The organism is Melissospora conviva (assembly GCF_049523535.1).
In the GTDB taxonomy this organism is placed as follows: Bacteria; Actinomycetota; Actinomycetes; order Mycobacteriales; family Micromonosporaceae; genus Melissospora; species Melissospora conviva.
The window spans coordinates 52,261-67,966 of the sequence record NZ_JBLLDT010000011.1 but is presented as its reverse complement, the minus strand read 5'-3'; the positions used below and the strand labels follow the sequence as shown (position 1 = coordinate 67,966).

At 70.7% G+C, this 15,706-nt stretch carries 11 protein-coding genes; 1 reads left to right on the top strand and 10 read right to left on the bottom strand.

Annotated elements, in window-relative coordinates; translation table 11 throughout:
- Positions 1-49 precede the first annotated feature (49 nt).
- The 4 genes from ACK8GG_RS20185 to ACK8GG_RS20170 all read right to left on the bottom strand — a co-directional run bounded on the left by ACK8GG_RS20185 (position 50) and on the right by ACK8GG_RS20170 (position 4,419).
- The gene (locus tag ACK8GG_RS20185) at positions 50-1,003 is read right to left on the bottom strand and encodes an ABC transporter permease (RefSeq protein WP_440353238.1); all 954 of its coding nucleotides are present in this window, start codon (positions 1,001-1,003) and stop codon (positions 50-52) included.
- A gap of 31 nt (positions 1,004-1,034) precedes the next feature.
- Positions 1,035-2,660, bottom strand: coding sequence for an ABC transporter substrate-binding protein (locus ACK8GG_RS20180; RefSeq protein ID WP_440353239.1), 1,626 nt, complete (start codon positions 2,658-2,660; stop codon positions 1,035-1,037).
- Positions 2,657-3,859: a dipeptidase gene (locus tag ACK8GG_RS20175; protein WP_440353240.1), complete on the bottom strand. Its 1,203-nt coding sequence runs from the start codon at positions 3,857-3,859 to the stop codon at positions 2,657-2,659. The genes ACK8GG_RS20180 and ACK8GG_RS20175 overlap by 4 nt, the downstream gene beginning before the upstream one ends.
- A gap of 242 nt (positions 3,860-4,101) precedes the next feature.
- Positions 4,102-4,419 (bottom strand): UbiA family prenyltransferase, encoded by a 318-nt coding sequence (locus ACK8GG_RS20170; RefSeq protein ID WP_440353241.1) that lies wholly within the window; start codon positions 4,417-4,419, stop codon positions 4,102-4,104.
- Between the two features lie 236 nt (positions 4,420-4,655).
- Between ACK8GG_RS20170 and ACK8GG_RS20165 the strand changes: the two genes are divergently transcribed.
- On the top strand, positions 4,656-7,865 hold the full coding sequence (locus tag ACK8GG_RS20165; protein ID WP_440357003.1) for a DUF4132 domain-containing protein: 3,210 nt from the start codon (positions 4,656-4,658) through the stop codon (positions 7,863-7,865).
- Positions 7,866-7,942: 77 nt separating this feature from the next.
- Here the strand turns inward: ACK8GG_RS20165 and ACK8GG_RS20160 are convergent, their stop codons facing one another.
- From ACK8GG_RS20160 to ACK8GG_RS20135, 6 genes are all read right to left on the bottom strand, one after another.
- Positions 7,943-9,769 (bottom strand): ABC transporter ATP-binding protein, encoded by a 1,827-nt coding sequence (locus tag ACK8GG_RS20160; protein WP_440357002.1) that lies wholly within the window; start codon positions 9,767-9,769, stop codon positions 7,943-7,945.
- Positions 9,766-11,472: an ABC transporter ATP-binding protein gene (locus ACK8GG_RS20155; RefSeq protein ID WP_440357001.1), complete on the bottom strand. Its 1,707-nt coding sequence runs from the start codon at positions 11,470-11,472 to the stop codon at positions 9,766-9,768. The genes ACK8GG_RS20160 and ACK8GG_RS20155 overlap by 4 nt, the downstream gene beginning before the upstream one ends.
- 108 nt (positions 11,473-11,580) lie before the next feature.
- The gene (locus ACK8GG_RS20150; RefSeq protein ID WP_440351067.1) at positions 11,581-12,420 is read right to left on the bottom strand and encodes an ABC transporter ATP-binding protein; all 840 of its coding nucleotides are present in this window, start codon (positions 12,418-12,420) and stop codon (positions 11,581-11,583) included.
- Complete coding sequence (locus tag ACK8GG_RS20145; RefSeq protein ID WP_440353246.1) at positions 12,417-13,451, bottom strand: FecCD family ABC transporter permease; 1,035 nt, start codon at positions 13,449-13,451, stop codon at positions 12,417-12,419. Before ACK8GG_RS20145 ends, ACK8GG_RS20150 begins: the two co-directional genes overlap by 4 nt.
- Positions 13,448-14,491 (bottom strand): FecCD family ABC transporter permease, encoded by a 1,044-nt coding sequence (locus tag ACK8GG_RS20140; protein ID WP_440351069.1) that lies wholly within the window; start codon positions 14,489-14,491, stop codon positions 13,448-13,450. The genes ACK8GG_RS20145 and ACK8GG_RS20140 overlap by 4 nt, the downstream gene beginning before the upstream one ends.
- Entirely contained in the window at positions 14,488-15,516 is a 1,029-nt protein-coding gene (locus tag ACK8GG_RS20135; protein WP_440357000.1) for an iron-siderophore ABC transporter substrate-binding protein, read from the bottom strand. Before ACK8GG_RS20135 ends, ACK8GG_RS20140 begins: the two co-directional genes overlap by 4 nt.
- Positions 15,517-15,706: the final 190 nt, after the last annotated feature.

The window sequence follows — 15,706 nt, the reverse complement described above, 5'->3', positions numbered from 1 at the left end:
GCGCCCGCGGTGGGTCGTGTGTTCGGGAAGGCCACCGCCTCCCGCGCGTTCACAGCCGGATCCTCGGGTTGAGGACCGCGTAGAGCATGTCGGTCATCGCGTTGGCGATCACCACGGTGACGGCGAGCATGATGAAAGCCCCCTGGATCACCGGATAGTCCTGCTGGCCGACCGCCTCGTAGATCAGCCGCCCGACCCCGGGGTAGGCGAAGACCGTCTCGGTCAGCACCGCGCCGCCGACCAGCGTGCCCAGCTGCAGACCCATCAGGGTCAGCGCCGGCAGGATCGCGTTGCGCAGGCCGTGTTTCCAGACACGGCGCCGGGCCGAGAGGCCCCGGGCCTGCGCCGCGCGGATGTAGTCCTCCCCGAGCACCTCGATCATGTTGGTGCGCAGGGTCAGGGCGTACGGGCCGAGCTGCACCAGGACCAGGGAGAGCACGGGCAGCACCAGGTGGTGGGCCAGGCTCAGGTAGGCGGCCACGCCCCGGCTGTCCGGATCGATGGCGCCGCCGATCGGGAACCACCCGAGCTGGGCGCCGAAGAAGACCAGCAGCAGGATCGCGACGCTGGGCACGAAGAGCGCGTTGGCGCTGATTCCGAAGCCCTGCAGCGCGCGGTCGGGCCACTTGCCGCGGTTGACCGCGGCGGTCACGCCGATCGGGATGCCGACGGCGACGGTGAGGACGAACGCGGCGCCGGCCAGCAGCAGCGTCCAGGGCAGCCGGTCGAGAATGATCTCGGTGACCGGCTGGATCTGCCGGAACGAGATGCCGAGGTTGCCCTGGACCAGCTCGCGCAGGTACGACACGTACTGCTCCCACAGCGGACGGTCCAGGCCGTACGTCTTGAGCAGTGCCGCCTGCATCTCCGGGGTCATGTCCCCCTCGACCATCAGGGTCGTGGGGTCCCCCGGCAGGAGCCGCAGCAGGAAGAACGTCGAGGTGATGGCAATCCATACGGTCAGGACGGCCTTCAGCGCCCGGCTGACTACGAAACGCAACACGGGGGACCCCTCCTTTCCCTCTGATCGGGAGTTACTTGACCGGGGTGACCTGGGCCAGCGAGTACGCGGTGACCATGCCGAGCAGGTCCGACGGCGACGGGACGAAGCCGGTGAACTTGTCGGCGTTGTAGGCGAACTGGAAGTTCTCCACGTACAGCGGGGTCAGGTACGCCTGCTCGTGCACGACCTTGTCAAGGTTCTTGATCTTGGTCTTGAACGCCTCCGGGTCGGTGGTGGCGGCCGCGTCGTTGATGAGCGCGTCCATCTCGTCCGACTCGAGCAGGTTGTAGTTGATGCCACCCGGGTTGCTGGACAGGTAGGTGCTGCGCAACTGGTCCATCGGGTTGTCGAAGACGCCCCACTGGGTGGCGTCGATGTCGTACTCACCGTTCTTGACGCGGGTCAGGAAGGTGTTGCGCTCCACGCACTCGTTCTCCAGCTTGATGCCGGCCTCGGCCGCGCTCTCGCGGAAGAGCTGCACCACGCGGGTGATGTTGGCGTTGGACTGGTCGCACGCCACACCGAAGTTCAGCTCGTCGAAGAAGCCGTCGTTGTTCGCGTCCTTGTAGCCGGCCGCGGTCAGCTTGGCCTTCGCGCCCGCCGGGTCGAACGCGTACGGCTGGAGCTCGGTGTTGTCGTACTCGGCGAAGATCGGCGAGATCGGGCCGGCCATCTGCTGACCCTCGCCCTGGAGCACGGCCGCGATGATCGACTTGGTGTCGACCGCCATCGACAGCGCCTGCCGGACCTCCTGGTCGGCCAGGTACTCGTTCTTCATGTTGTAGGTCAGGTGCGCGAAACCGAGCGCGCCGACCTTCTTCAGCTCGATCTTGTCGTCGTTGGCGAAGGTCTTGGCCGCCGAGACCGGCACCGGGGTGCCCATCAGATCGATGTCACCGTTGCGCAGCGCCAGCATCATGGTGTTCACGTCCGGGTAGACGCGGTACTCGATCTGGCTGACCGCCGCCTTGCCCTCCGGCGCGAGCGGGTAGTGCTCGTTGCGCTTCATCACGTAGCGCTGACCCTTGGTCACGCTCTCCAGGACGAACGGTCCGGCGCCGACCCAGTTCGAGTCGTTGGCGAACTTGGAGAGGTCACCGGCCTGCTCGAAGACGTGCTTCGGCACGATCGGCATCCAGAAGCCGACACCCTCGGCGAACGGCGCGTACGGCTGGGAGAGCGCGAACTTGACCGTGGTGGCGTCCGGCGCCTCGACCGACTCGACCCAGGTCAGCTTCGCCGCCACGTTGCCGAGCTTGTACTTCATGATCGTCTCGGCGCTGAACTTGACGTCCTCGGCGACCACCGGCTTGCCGTCGGTCCACTTGAAGTCGTCGCGCAGTACGAAGACGGCGGTCTTGCCGTCGTCCTCGTAGCGGTACTCCTTGGCCAGCTCCGGCGCCTTCTCCGCGTTCTCGTCGATCCGCAGCAGGTGCGGGTACATCGCGTTGAGAATCCACGAGTCGGTCTTGCTCAGCGACTGGAGCGGGTTGAAGTTGCTCACGTCGGTGGTGGTGCCGATGCGCAGCACCGTGTCCGACGACGAGCTGCTCGAGGAACCGTTCTCCTCGTTGAGACCGCAGCCGGACAGGCCCAGCACTGCCGTCACACCGAGCGCGACGGCGAGCCGCAGCCGGCCCTTGAATGTGTCTTTCACCAAACCTCCTGAAGAACCCTGATGATGTTGCCGCCGATGACCTTGGCGATCTCGTCGTCCGAGTAACCGTGCGTGACCAGCCACCCGACGATGTTGCTGAAGCACTCCGCCGGGTTTTCCATGCCGCTCACGTAGGGCACCCGGGGATGGTCGACCGCGCCGTGGACCTTCCCGATCGCCAGGTGCTGGGTAAAGCTGTCGTGCAGCCCGACGTGGTCACCGAAGTTGGTGTCCGGGCCGAACGCCACGTGGTCGATGCCGACCAGCTCCACGCAGTAGGTGAAGTGGTCCATCACCGACTCGATCGAATGGTGCGGATGCTCCGCCGAGAGGGTGGTGTGCGGAGCAGCCTCGATACCGATCACCCCACCCCGCTCGGCGCAGGCCCGGATCACCTCGTCCGGCTTCATCCGCGGGGTGTCCCAGACCGACCGCGCGCCGGCATGGGTGATGAAGACCGGCACCCGGCTCGCCTCAATCACATCCAGCGACGTCCGGTCACCCGAGTGCGAGATGTCGATGGCGATGCCGAGCTTGTTCATCCGGTCGACCGCACGCCGGCCGAAGTGGGTCAACCCGCCGTCGCGGTCCTCGGAGAGACCGGAACCGAGCATGTTCGCCTGGCTGTAGGCGATCCCCATCTGGCGCACGCCGAAGCCGTAGAGGATGTCGATGCGGTCCAGCTCGTTCTCGATCATCGTGGCCGCTTCCAGACCGGCCACCAGGGCGATCCGGCCGTTCCGCTTGGCCTCGAAGATCTCGTCCAACGTGGTCGCCAGCACCACGTGGTCCTGCTTGGCGATGTCGGCGAAGCGCAGGCCGATGTCGTAGATGACGTCGTCCCACTTCCAGGCGTGCTCACTGGTCACACAGCCGGTGCCGTTCATGAAGTTGTCGAAGACCGCGGTCAGGCCGGAGCGGGCGAGTCCCTCGAAGCCGAAGGAGTTGCGGCCCGTGCGGTTGTAGTCGCGCAGCTGCGTCACGTCGGCCGGCAGGATCTTCGGGTGCTCGTGCAGCGAGATGGCCATGTGCTCGTGCAGCAGCCGCGACACCCGGGCTCGCTGCTCGGCACTGAGGCCGAGGTCGTGCTCGGGCACCCGGCCGAGCTCCGGGGCGAGCTCGAACACCTTGTAGTCGACCTGCGGCGTCAAGTAGTCGAAGGATCGGTAGCCGGCATAACGGGGGGCGGGTTCCTGCACTCGTCACTCACCTCGTCGGAGTAGGAAGTACGAGGCATGAGGTCTGACCTCTTACCTGTGGCTGGGAAGGTACCGACAAAAGCGCAGGTCACGGAATACCTCGTGACCTGACCGTTACCGGAAAGGGCCAACGTTCCCGCAGGTCGGGACAGGGGTGGCCGCAACCGCGGGCATAGGCCGCGGGCGGTGTCCAATCAGGCAAAACCACCGAGGTCACACAAGCTCCATCAGAAGCCCTCGCCCTATTGCGACGCTCGCCGGCCCGGGCAACCTCGGGGCAGGCCGGATCTGTCGTCCGGTCCGCCGGCCGCCACGGCCCCGGTCAGCCACCGCAGCCAGCCGAGCACCGCCAGGAGCGTGAGGAGGCCGTACGCGACGAACTGCCCGGCGACGATGACACGTACGGCCGGCTGGTAGCCGATGATGACGGGCAGCGTGCGTTTGTCGACCAGCTCGTCGGAGCGGCGGTCGCGGAGGTTCATCACCATCATCCGGGCCACCTGCAGAAGCGCGGTGGGCGCGAGGACGACCAGCAGCAGCGTCGACATGCCCAAGAGCACGAACCCGCACCCAGCGACACGACCGGCGCGACCGATCCGTCCACCAGTGCCCGGCTGCCGCCGGTCCACGGGGTGAAGTAGACGTTGGCCCGGTCGGCCTCCAGGTCGAAGTACCGCCACCGCGAGATCAGCGGCCAACCACCCGGGCAGGCCCGCCGCCGACTCGGCGCATCCCGCGATCGTGTCGTACGCGTGGTCTAGCCTTTGGCCGCCGTTGATCGACCACAGGAGATTTCATGGGCAAGTTCGTGCTGCCGGACGAGGACACCTGGGTGCTGCCCGATGCGTGGCGCCAGGCTCTGCATCCTCGCCGGGGCGGGCACCCCGCGCCCGAGCGCGTTCCCGCGCCCGAAGCCGCCGAGAAGATTCGTGAGTGGCTGAGGTCGGACCTGCTGCCGGCGATCCTGGCGCGCGCCTCGGAACGCGACATGGTGTTCGATCCGGGGCTCCTGGCGGAGGGCGAACGCTACCTGCGCAGCTGGCAGGGACCTGACGATCCCGGCGACGACGCGAACCCGCTCGGGGCCGCGGTGGCCATCCTGCTCGTCGGCGGCTGCCTCGAGGGTCCGCCGGACGTCGCCAATCTGTGGGTGTCCCGGCACGGGATCGAGTTCTCCGCCCGGCTCGTCGGGGAGCTGGCCCGGCTCCTGGTCGACGGCTCTCTCTGGTCGATCGCGCCCGCACCGCACCGCACCTACGAGAGCCTGTGGCGCGGAAGCGACCGCGCGTGTCTCTTCCCGGTGGCTCGCACGCTCCGAATCCGCCTGGCAACCGCCACCGACGCCGAGTACGCGAGGGCCTGCGAAATCCTCGGCGGATACCGCACGTCACCGCTCGGCCGGATGGTCACGTCGTACCTGGTCCCGACCCAGCTGGCGTGGGTCGACGAGGATTGCGCCGCGGCTGCGGGCTGGATGGCCGTTCCGGAGGGCGAAGACGGGACGCGGGATCATCACCTCTACCTCAGCCAGATGCTTCTTCTTGCTGCCGGCACGCTTTCTCACCTCGAGCTGCTGCGCGACAACATCACCTCGATGCTGCTGTGGGGCAAGTCGGACGAGGCGGTGAGCACCGTCCTGGACGGAGTCGGACTGGCCGCAGCGCCGGTCCTGGCCGAGCCGTTCTATCTCAAACTCCTTGACCTGAACTACGGCAAGTGGGAGTTCCGCGGGCAACTGGGCCCCGACGCCATCCGCATGCTGTCGCTGACTCCCACCGACGAGGCGTTCCGGCTGCTCTGCCGGCAGACCATCGGTCTGTCGAACGTACGCCCGGGGGCACTGCTCAAGTCCGGGGCGCTGTCGCGGTATCCGGTGCGGGCGCTGCGGATCCTCAGTGAGCTGGAGGCCGCGGAGCCGGTGTACCGACAGTGGGGCGACGAGCAACTAGCCGCCAATCCGTACGAGACGGCGTTGTACCGGGATCTGCTCGGCACGCTGGTGCTGACCAATCCGCGGCTGCTCTCGGCCGCCTCGCTGCCGGAGACGGTACGCGCGAGGGCGCAGGAGATCCTGGACAGCGGCGGTGCGGGAATCGGCGCGGGCTGGGCGGGGCTGCTGGACAAGAATTCTCCGGTCTTCTGGGAGCACAACCTGCGCATCGACACCGCCGACGACGAGAAGCGTGTCGTCACCGCGCTGGCCGCGATCCCGACCGAGGAGGCCTTTGGTCACCTGGTGGACCGGGCCGAGCGCAGGTACGTCCGCCCGGTGTTGCTGAACGCGGCCAAGCGCGACCGGCGTCTCGCGCTACGGGTACTGCTCGCGAAGTCCGCCGACCACGCGCGCAGCGATGCCGCGACCACCGTCTCGGAACTGCTCCGCAATCATGTGCTCGCCTATCCGGAGGCGGTCGCGGAAGCGCTGCCGGAACTCGACCCGGCGGCGCGGGCCCATCTGGCGGCGATCGTCGCGAGCGCCGAACAGGCCGGCGCGGATGCCACGGCGGGCGCGACGCTGCCGGTGCTCACCGGCTCTCCGCACCGGCCCGACGGGCAGCCCATCCGGGTTCCCGAACTCCCGGACTGGCTGGTAATCGCGACGCTCCCCGCGGTGAGTCTGCGCGCCGGCGGTGACGTGCTCTCCCAGGACGCGGTACGCCGGTTGTGCGCGCTCGTCGCCGTTTCGAAGATCACGGCGCCCCACCCCGGAATCGCCGAGGTGCGCGCAGCCTGCGAACCGCACACCCTCTCCGCGCTGGCCTGGACGGTCTTCGAACAGTGGCAGGCGGCGCAGTACCCGGCGAAGAACAAGTTCGCCATGGTGGCGCTGGCGCTGCTCGGCGACGACAGTGTCGTGCCGGCACTGACCTCGCTCTTCCCCTCCTGGGGGCAGGCAAGCATGCGGGTGCGTACCGGTATGGAGGTGCTCGCCGCGATCGGATCCGACGGCGCCCTGATGCATCTGCACCGGTTGACGCGCCAGGCGAAGACCAAGGGCCTTCGGCAGTTCGCGCAGGCGCGGCTCGATGACGTCGCGGTGGCCCGTGGGCTGCATCCCGCACAGTTGGCTGACCGGATCGTTGCGGATCTCGGCCTCGATTCCACCGGCCGCACGACGCTCGATTACGGCACCCGGAAGTTCACCGTGGGCTTCGACGAGCGGCTCCAGCCGTACGTCATCGACCAGGACGGCGGGCGGCTCGCCCGGCTTCCCCGGCCGGCGGCTGCGGACGACGCCACGCTGGCGCCCGCCGCCCATCGGCGGTTCACTGCGATGAAGAAGGACGTGAAGAACATCGTCGCGGAGCGCCTCCGGGCCCTCGAAGAGGCGATGGTCGTCGAGCGACGCTGGACCGCTGAGGAATTCGAACGCCTCTTCGTCGCGCACCCGTTGACGTGGCAGCTGACGCGTCGGTTGCTCTGGGGTGCCTTCGACGAGCGGGGAGCGGCGGTGACGGCGTTCCGCGTGGCCGAGGACCGTACCCTCGCCGACATCGACGACAAGGCCTTCGCGCTCGACGGCGCCGCGACGGTGGGAGTGGCACACCCGTGGCACTTCGCCAATGACCGGGCGGCATGGACGGCCCTCTTCGACCACTACGCCGTCGTTCAGCCGTTCGCCCAGCTGACCCGGGAGCTGATCGGCCGCCGCGAGGCCGAGGAGACACTGACCAGCCCGGGCTCGTTCGCCGACAAGTCCGTCGCAAGCCGGAAGCTCTTCACGCTGACCGCCCGCGGTTGGCGATTCAGCGACGACTACGACGCGCTGCTGCGGGACTGGCCCGGGAACCGGACCGTCGCGATCCGGTACTCCCCCGGCTACCACTGGCAGGAACCGGACCAGGACGTCCATCTGACGGGCGTGCAGGTGTGGACGACCAGCATGCCGCCGGAGGGTCCGGCCTGGTCCCGTCGTCCCCGCGCCGAGGACACGGCCGGCTTTGCCGACCTCAGCCCGATCACCATCTCCGAGACTGTGCGCGATCTGCGCTTCCTGATCCGCTGACGATTCTCCGGCCTGTCCCCCTGCGGCCACGTTCGGGAGTCCGGAGAGCGGCGTACCCCGGGTGATGCGTCCCTGGTCTACCCCTCGCTCTGGTGGCCTGCCGTGCCCGCCAGCGCGGGCGTGCTCCAGGAGCGCCAGAGGCGGCTGTATCCGCCGCCGGCCGCCAGCAGCTGGTCGTGGGTGCCCTGCTCGACGATCTGCCCGTGCTCCATGACGACGATGCGGTCCGCGGTCGCCGCCTGGCTGAGCCGGTGGGCGACGATCAGCGTGGTGCGCCCGGCGGTCGCCGCGGTGGCGGCGAGGTCGAGGTCGCGCGCGCCCGCGCTGCCGGCCTCCGCGGTCGCCTCGTCGAGGACCGCGACGGCCGGGTCGGCGAGGACGAGCCGCGCCAGGGCGAGCTGCTGCGCCTGCGCGGCGGTGAGCTGCCGTCCGCCCTCCCCCACCCAGGTCGCCAGCCCGTCGGGCAGGGTGCGGAGCCAGTCGGTCGCGCCGACCAGGTCGAGAGCGGCGGTGAGCTCGGCGTCGGTGGCGTCCGGGTTCGCCAGGCGCAGGTCCTCGGCGAGCGTGCCGGCGAAGACGTGCACCTCCTGGCTGATCAGGGCGATCTCGCGACGGACCCGGTGTTCGCCCAGCTCCGTCAGGGGCACCCCGCGCAGGCGCACCGCACCGCTGGTGGGGGCGATGGTGCCGGCGGCGAGGCCGGCGAGGGTGCTCTTGCCCGCACCGCTGGCGCCGACGAGGGCGACCCGCTCCCCGGGCGCGAGACGGAGGGTGACGTCCCGCAGCACGACCGGCCCGTCGTCGTACCGGTGCTCGGCGACGACCACCTCCAGCCCGGCGGGTTGCGGCGTGCCCGGTCCGGCCGGCCCGGATGGCTCCTCGGACGTGGAGTCCGGCAGTGTGGTGATGCCGATGAGCCGGGCGAGGCTCGCCCCGGCCTGCAGCACGGCGTCCGACTGGAGCAGCAGCAGGCCGATCGGGTTGAAGAGGCGGTGGAAGTAGAGCGCCGCGGTGGTTGCCGCGCCGACGGTGACCAGGTCGTCGCTGACCAGCAGGAAACCGGCGACCAGTACCGCGGCGAGCCCCACGAACTCCGAGCGGTTGACCCGCATCCCGAACCGGGTGTGCAGGTTGAAGATCTCCAACGACAGGTCCCGGGCCGCGACGGAGCGCTGCGCGATCCCCGCCACCTGGGCGTCCTCCATCCGGTACGCGCGCACGGCCGGCGCGCCACGGAGCGCCCCGGCCATCGCCTGGGTCCGCTCACCGGTCGCCACCCGCTCGCGGGCGTAGTAGGAGACGGAGCGCTTCAGGTACCAGCGCAGCGCCAGCGCGTAGGCGGGGGTCGCGACGAGCCCGGCGAGGCCGAGCCGCCAGTCGAGGGCGAAGAGCCCGACCGCGGTGAGCACGATGGAGAGGATCGCGCCGAGGAAGGTCGGCCCACTGGTGGTGATCACATTGGTCACCACTGCCACGTCGTCGCCGGCGCGCGCGACCAGGTCACCGGTGCCGGCCCGCTCCAGCGTCGCCGACGGCAGGTGCAGGGCACGGTCGAGGACCCGCTCCCGCAGGCGCGCCAGCACGGTCTCGCCGAGACGTGCGGTGACCGCCGCGCCGGCCGCGGTGAGCAGACCGGCCAGTACGGCGGCGCCGGCGATGACGACCGCCCAGGTCACGATCGCCGAGGTGCCGGATCTGGCCATCACGTCGTCGACGAGCCGGCCGAGCACCCAGGGGGCGACGAGCCCGGTCGCCGCCGCGGCGACCAGCAGGACGGCGGCGACGGTGCTGAGGCCGGGCAGCGCGGCGAATTCGGCGCGGAGCGCGGCCCAGGTCTGCCGGCCGGTGGCGATCGGCAGCAGTTGCCGCGACTGCACGTCGGTCAGGTTCGGCTGGTCGGTCACCGCAGGACCTCCTCCCGGTAGCGGGCGTCGTCGGCGAGAAGCCGCTCGTGGGGGCCCTCGGCGACGACCCGTCCGCCGTCGATCACGGCCACCCGGTCCGTGATCCGCAGCAGGGCCGGGCTGTTGGTGATCACCACGGTGCCGCGCTCCCCCGCCCGGCGCACCGCGGCCAGCCCGTCGGCGAGCAGCGCCTCGGTCACCGCGTCGACCGCGGTGGTGGGGTTGTGCAGCACCAGCACCGGCGGATCCGCGGCGAACGCCCGGGCCAGCCCGATGCGCTGCCGCTGCCCGCCGGAGAGATTCGCGCCGCGTTCGGTGAGCACCCGGTCGATGCCGTGCGGGTGCGCGGCGAGCACGTCCTGGGCGGCCGCTGCGCGTACCGCGCCGAGCAGGACCGCCTCGTCGCCGGCGCCACCGGCGGCGAGGTTGCTGCGCAGCGTCCCTTCGAAGAGCGCCACGTCGTGCGGTTCGACCAGTACCGCGCCACGCAGGGCGTCGATGTGCAGCTCCTCGGCGGGTACACCGTCGACGTGCAGCGTGCCCCGGTAGTCCTCCCGGGGCACCCGGCCGGCCAGGACCGCCACCAGCGCCTCGGCCTCGGCCGGGTCGTAGGCGAGCACCCCCAGCACCTCGCCGGCGCCGACGCGCAGGTTGACGCCGTCGAGTCCGGCGTGACCGACATTGTCGAGGGTGAGCCGGGCGGCACTCGGCGCGGGCGCGCCGGCCTCCCCCGGGCGGACCAGCGGCGCGGCGCCGAGCACCCGGGCGACCCGCTGCGCGGAGGCGCGGGCCATGGCGAAGAGCTGGATGCCGTAACCCAGGGTCTGCACGGGTTCGGCGACGAACTGTGCGAGCCCGACGACGGCGACGAGTTCACCGACGGTGAGGCGGCCCTCCAGCGCCAGCCAGCCGGCGACACCGGCGACGACCGCGAGGAAGAGCCCGTTGACCGCGGTGGTGAGCCCGAGGTGCAGCCCCTTGGTGGTGGCCGCGCGCAGGGTGACGTCGAGGGCGTGGCGGCTGGCGCCGGCGTACCGGCGGGCCGCGTTGGCCTGAGCGCCGATGCCGCGCAGCACGCGCAGGCCGGTGACGAGGTCGACCGCGAGCGAGGTCGTGCCGGCGAGGGCTTCCTGCTGGGAGGTGCTGCGCCGGGTGAGCAGCGGTGCCATCCGGTTGAGGGCCACGACCAGCAGCGGCACCCCGATCAGTACGCCGAGCCCGAGCGGGATGTCCACCACGAGCAGCGCGACGGCGGCGACCACCAGCGCGGTGACCGCCGCGGCGCAGAGCGCCGCGATCCGCACGACCGCCGCGGCAAGCTCGGCGTCGGAGGCGGTGACGGAGAGCAGTTCCCCGTCGCGCATGCCGGAGCGGTGCCCGCGCGGATCGAGGGCGCGGCCGGCGATCTCGACCCGTACGGCGTGCGCCTCCCGCTCGACCGCGGCGTACGTCAGCCGGGCACCGGTGCGGTAGGCGAGTGCCAGCACGGTGAAGAGGGCGGCGAGGCCGGCGAGGGAGAGCAGCAGCGCCCGGACGTCGCCGGTGGCGACCGCCCGGTCGATGATCACGCCGATGGCGACCGGGACGAGGGCCTCGGCGGCCTGGTGTGTGCAGAGCAGCGCGGTGCCGGCCGCCACCCGGCCACGGTGACGGCGCAGGGCACGGCGCAGCACCGACCCCGCGGTGACCTCCTCGGATGCCACGAGCGTCAGGTTCCGAGGGGAACGAAGAAGAAGAGTGTGTACACGAGCCGTGTCCTCCCAGCGGTCAGCGGACAGGTTAGCCCGCCCTAATTCGGCCGGAGAATCCGGTCAGCCACCGACGCTCACGCCGACGCCGGTTTGCGCGCCGGTGGTGACGTGGTGACGGCCGATCGGCAGCATCAGCGGCTTTCCTGAGGTCGGGTCGGTGATGACCTGGCTTTCGAGGCCGAAGACGGTGCGGACGCACTCCTGCGTCAGGACCTGCGCGGGCTCCCCCGCCGCGTAGAGCCGGCCGCCGGCGAGCGCGACCAGGTGGTCGGCGTACCGGGCGGCGAGGTTGAGGTCGTGCAGCACCATGACGATCGTCGTGCCGCGCGTGAGATTGAGGTCGGTGAGCAGGTCGAGGACCTCGACCTGGTGACTGACGTCGAGGAAGGTCGTCGGTTCGTCGAGCAGCAGCAGGTCGGTCTGCTGGGCCAGCGCCATCGCGATCCAGACCCGTTGCCGCTGACCGCCGGAGAGTTCGTCGACCGACCGGTCGGCGAGCTCCGCCGTCTGGGTGGCGTCCAGGGCGGCCGCCACCGCCGCGTCGTCCTCGCTGCTCCAGCGGGAGAAGACCCGCTGGTGCGGGTTGCGCCCGCGGCCGACGAGGTCGGCGACGGTGATCCCCTCGGGCGCCGTCGGCGACTGGGGAAGCAAACCGAGGGTACGGGCGAGCTGCTTGGCCGGCAGCCGGTGCACCTGCTTGCCGTCGAGCAGGACGTGGCCGCCGCGGGGCGCCAGCAGCCGCGACATCGACCGCAGCAGGGTGGACTTGCCGCACGCGTTCGCGCCGACGATCGCGGTGATCCGGCCCGGTGGCACGGCGAGGTCGAGCGAGTCGATGACGACGCGGTCGGCGTAGCCGAGCGTCAGGTGCTCGACCGCGAGGGTATGGGTGGTGGTCACAGTGAGCCTCCCGCGCGGTTGGTCCGGATGAGCAGGTAGATCAGGTACGGGGCGCCGAGCACGCCGGTGACGACACCGACCGGGTAGCGCGTGTCGAAGGCGAACTGCCCGATGAAGTCGGCGACCAGCACCAGCAGCGACCCGACGAGCGCGGCGGGCACGAGCAGCGAGCCGGCCGGGCCCACGATGCGGGCGGCGATCGGCCCGGCCAGGAAGGCGACGAAGGCGATCGGCCCGGTCGCGGCGGTGGCGAAGGCGATCAGGCCGACGGCGGCGACGATGACCAGGATCCGGGTGCGTTCGACGCGTACCCCCAACGCCGCGGCGGTGTCGTCGCCCATCTGCATCATGGCGAGGTTGCGGGTCTGACTCAGCAGCAGCGGCACCAGCACGGTCATGGCGACCGCCACCGGGACTGTCTCCTGCCAGGTGGCGCCGTTGAGGCTGCCGGTCAGCCAGCGCATCGCCGCCTGCAGGTCCCATTCGGCGGCCTGGCTGAGCACGTAGGCGGTCAAGCTGTCGAGCATGGCCGCGATGCCGATGCCGATCAGGACGAGCCGGGCGCCGGCGACACCGTCCTTGAACGACAGGGTGTAGATCACCAGCGCCACCGCCAGTCCGGCGACGATCGCGAAGACGGAGACCCCGACCTCGTCGAGTTGCAGGGTGACGATCGCGAAGGCCGCCGCGGCGCTCGCGCCGGAGCTGATGCCGATGATGTCGGGGCTGGCGAGCGGGTTGCGCAGCATCGTCTGGAAGGTCACGCCGCCGAGCCCGAAGCAGGCCCCGGCCAGGGCGGCGAGAACCGCCCGCGGCAGGCGCAGGGTGCCCACGGTGAAGGTGGCCCCGGGGACGTTCTCGCCGGCGATCACCGCCAGCACGTCCGCCGGCGGGTAGAAGGTGCGCCCCGCCATCAACGACACGGCGAACGCGGCGACGATGCCGAGGGTGAGCACGGTGAGCACGACGTGCCGGCGCCGGGTACGGCGGACCCGGCCCCGGGTGACGGCCTCGAGGGTCGTGGTGCTCACAGCTGCCGCACTTTCTGCCGCCGGACGATGTAGATGAAGAAGGGGGCGCCGATCAGGGCGGTCACGATGCCCACGTCGATCTCGGCGGGGCGGGCCACCACCCGGCCGACGACGTCGGCGGCGGTCAGCAGCGACGCACCGAGGAGCGCGGAGAAGGGCAGCAGCCACCGGTGGTCGAGCCCGACGAGCATGCGGCAGACGTGCGGGACGACCAGGCCGACGAAGCCGATGGGGCCGGCGACCGCGGTGGCGGCGCCGCAGAGCAGCACGGAGCCGAGCCCGGCGATGCCCCGCACCAGTGCGACCCGTTCGCCGAGTCCCGCCGCGAGGTCGTCGCCGAGGGCGAGGGAGTTCAGGGCCCGGGCCGACAGCAGGCAGATCACGAAGCCGACGCCGAGGAAGGGCAGGACCTGCCGGATGCTGTCGTAGGTCGCTCCGCCGACGCCGCCGATCTGCCACGACCGGAAGCCGCCGGCGACGTCGTTGCGGCCGAGGACGAGGGCGCTGATCAGCGAGGTGAACGCCGCGGAGGTGGCCGCACCGGCGAGGGCGAGTTTGAGCGGGGTGGCCCCGCCCCGGCCCAGCGAGCCGACCGCGTACACGAAGACGGCCGCGATCGCGGCGCCGAGGATCGCGGCCCAGATGTAGCCGGTCGCCGTGGAGAGGCCGAAGGTGACCATCGCGGTGACCACGGCGAGCGAGGCGCCCATGCTCACGCCCAGGATGCTCGGGTCGCCGAGCGGGTTGCGGGTCACGCCCTGCATGACGGCCCCGGCCAGGCCGAGCGCCGCGCCGACGCAGACGGCGAGCAGGGTCCGCGGGATCCGTTTGGTCACCGCGGCCTGTTCCATGGTCTCGTCGGCGCCGCCGAACGCGGCGAGGATGTCGGACCAGCCGACGGTGCGGGAGCCGAACGCGACCGACGCCGTCATGAACGCCAGCAGCAGCGCGAGCGCCACGAGAAACCAGAGCAGGCGTACGCGTGCCGGACGTCGCACCACGGCGACGTCCGGCACGACCGGTGTGGCCAGCTGGGTCATGAGACCTTGTCGGCAGCCTCGGCGAGCATCGCGACGTAGTCGTCCAGCACGTACGAGATGGCCAGCGGCGTCGGGTTGGCGGCGGTGCCCAGCGGCGTGGCGCCGGAGAGCATGACCACCGAGCCGCGCTTGATCGCGGGGATCTTCGACAGCAGCGGGTCGGCCTGCGCGGCGGCGAGGAGCTGGTCGTCACCGTAGGCGACGATGATGTCCACGTCGTCGAAGACCTGGATCTGCTCGGCGCTCTGGGTCAGGGCGAACTTGTCGGTGCCGGCGGAGAGCTCGCCGATGCTGCCGGGGACCGTCATGCCGAGGTCGGTGAAGAACTGCGCCCGGGTGTCGTGGGTGGTGTAGAAGCCGATCTTGCTCAGGTCGGTCGGGTCGATGTGCGTCATGAACATCGCCGACTTCCCCGCCAGCTGCGGGTACTTGCCGGTGGCGTCGGCCATCTGCTTCTCGATGTCGGCGATCAGCGCGTCGCCCTGCGCGGCCAGGCCGAGCGCCTTGCTCTCCAGCTTGATGGTGTCGCGCCACGCCGTGGCCCAGGCTGCCTTCGGGAACGCGACGACCGGAGCGATCTTGGTGAGGGTGTCGTAGTCCTCCTGGGTCAGACCGGAGTACGCGGCGAGGATGACGTCCGGGTTGGTGTCCGCGACCGCCTCGAAGTCGATGCCGTCGTTCTCGTCGAAGAGGACCGGGGTGGTGCCGCCGAGCTCCTTGAGCTTGGCGTCGACCCAGGGCAGAACCCCGTCGCCGTCGTCGTCGCCGAAGTTGGCCTTCGCCATCCCGACGGGGACGATACCCAGGGCCAGCGGCACCTCGTGGTTCGCCCAGGCGACGGTCGCGACCCGCTCCGGCTTCTCCTCGATGGTCGTCGTGCCGAAGGCGTGCTCGACGGTGATCGGGAACGACGCGGAGCTGTCGCCGGCGGCGGTCTCCTCGGTCTCGGACGACCCGCCGCAAGCGGCGAGCGCTACCGTGGCGGCGAGGGCAACGGCCCCGGCCAGGAAGCGGTGTGAGCGCATTGAACGTGACTCCGTAACTAGTAAGGGAAGCCTAAGCTAACACACGGCTTTTCCAGCTCAAGAGAGGCGTCGCCATCGTGATCGCCGGCCAACCCGGCGACCACGCGGTCCCGCTGCGGCCGCCGCTGAGGGCAGGCTAACCTAACCGAGAAGTCCCGGGAGAATCGCGCGGGCGACAAACGCAGCAGGG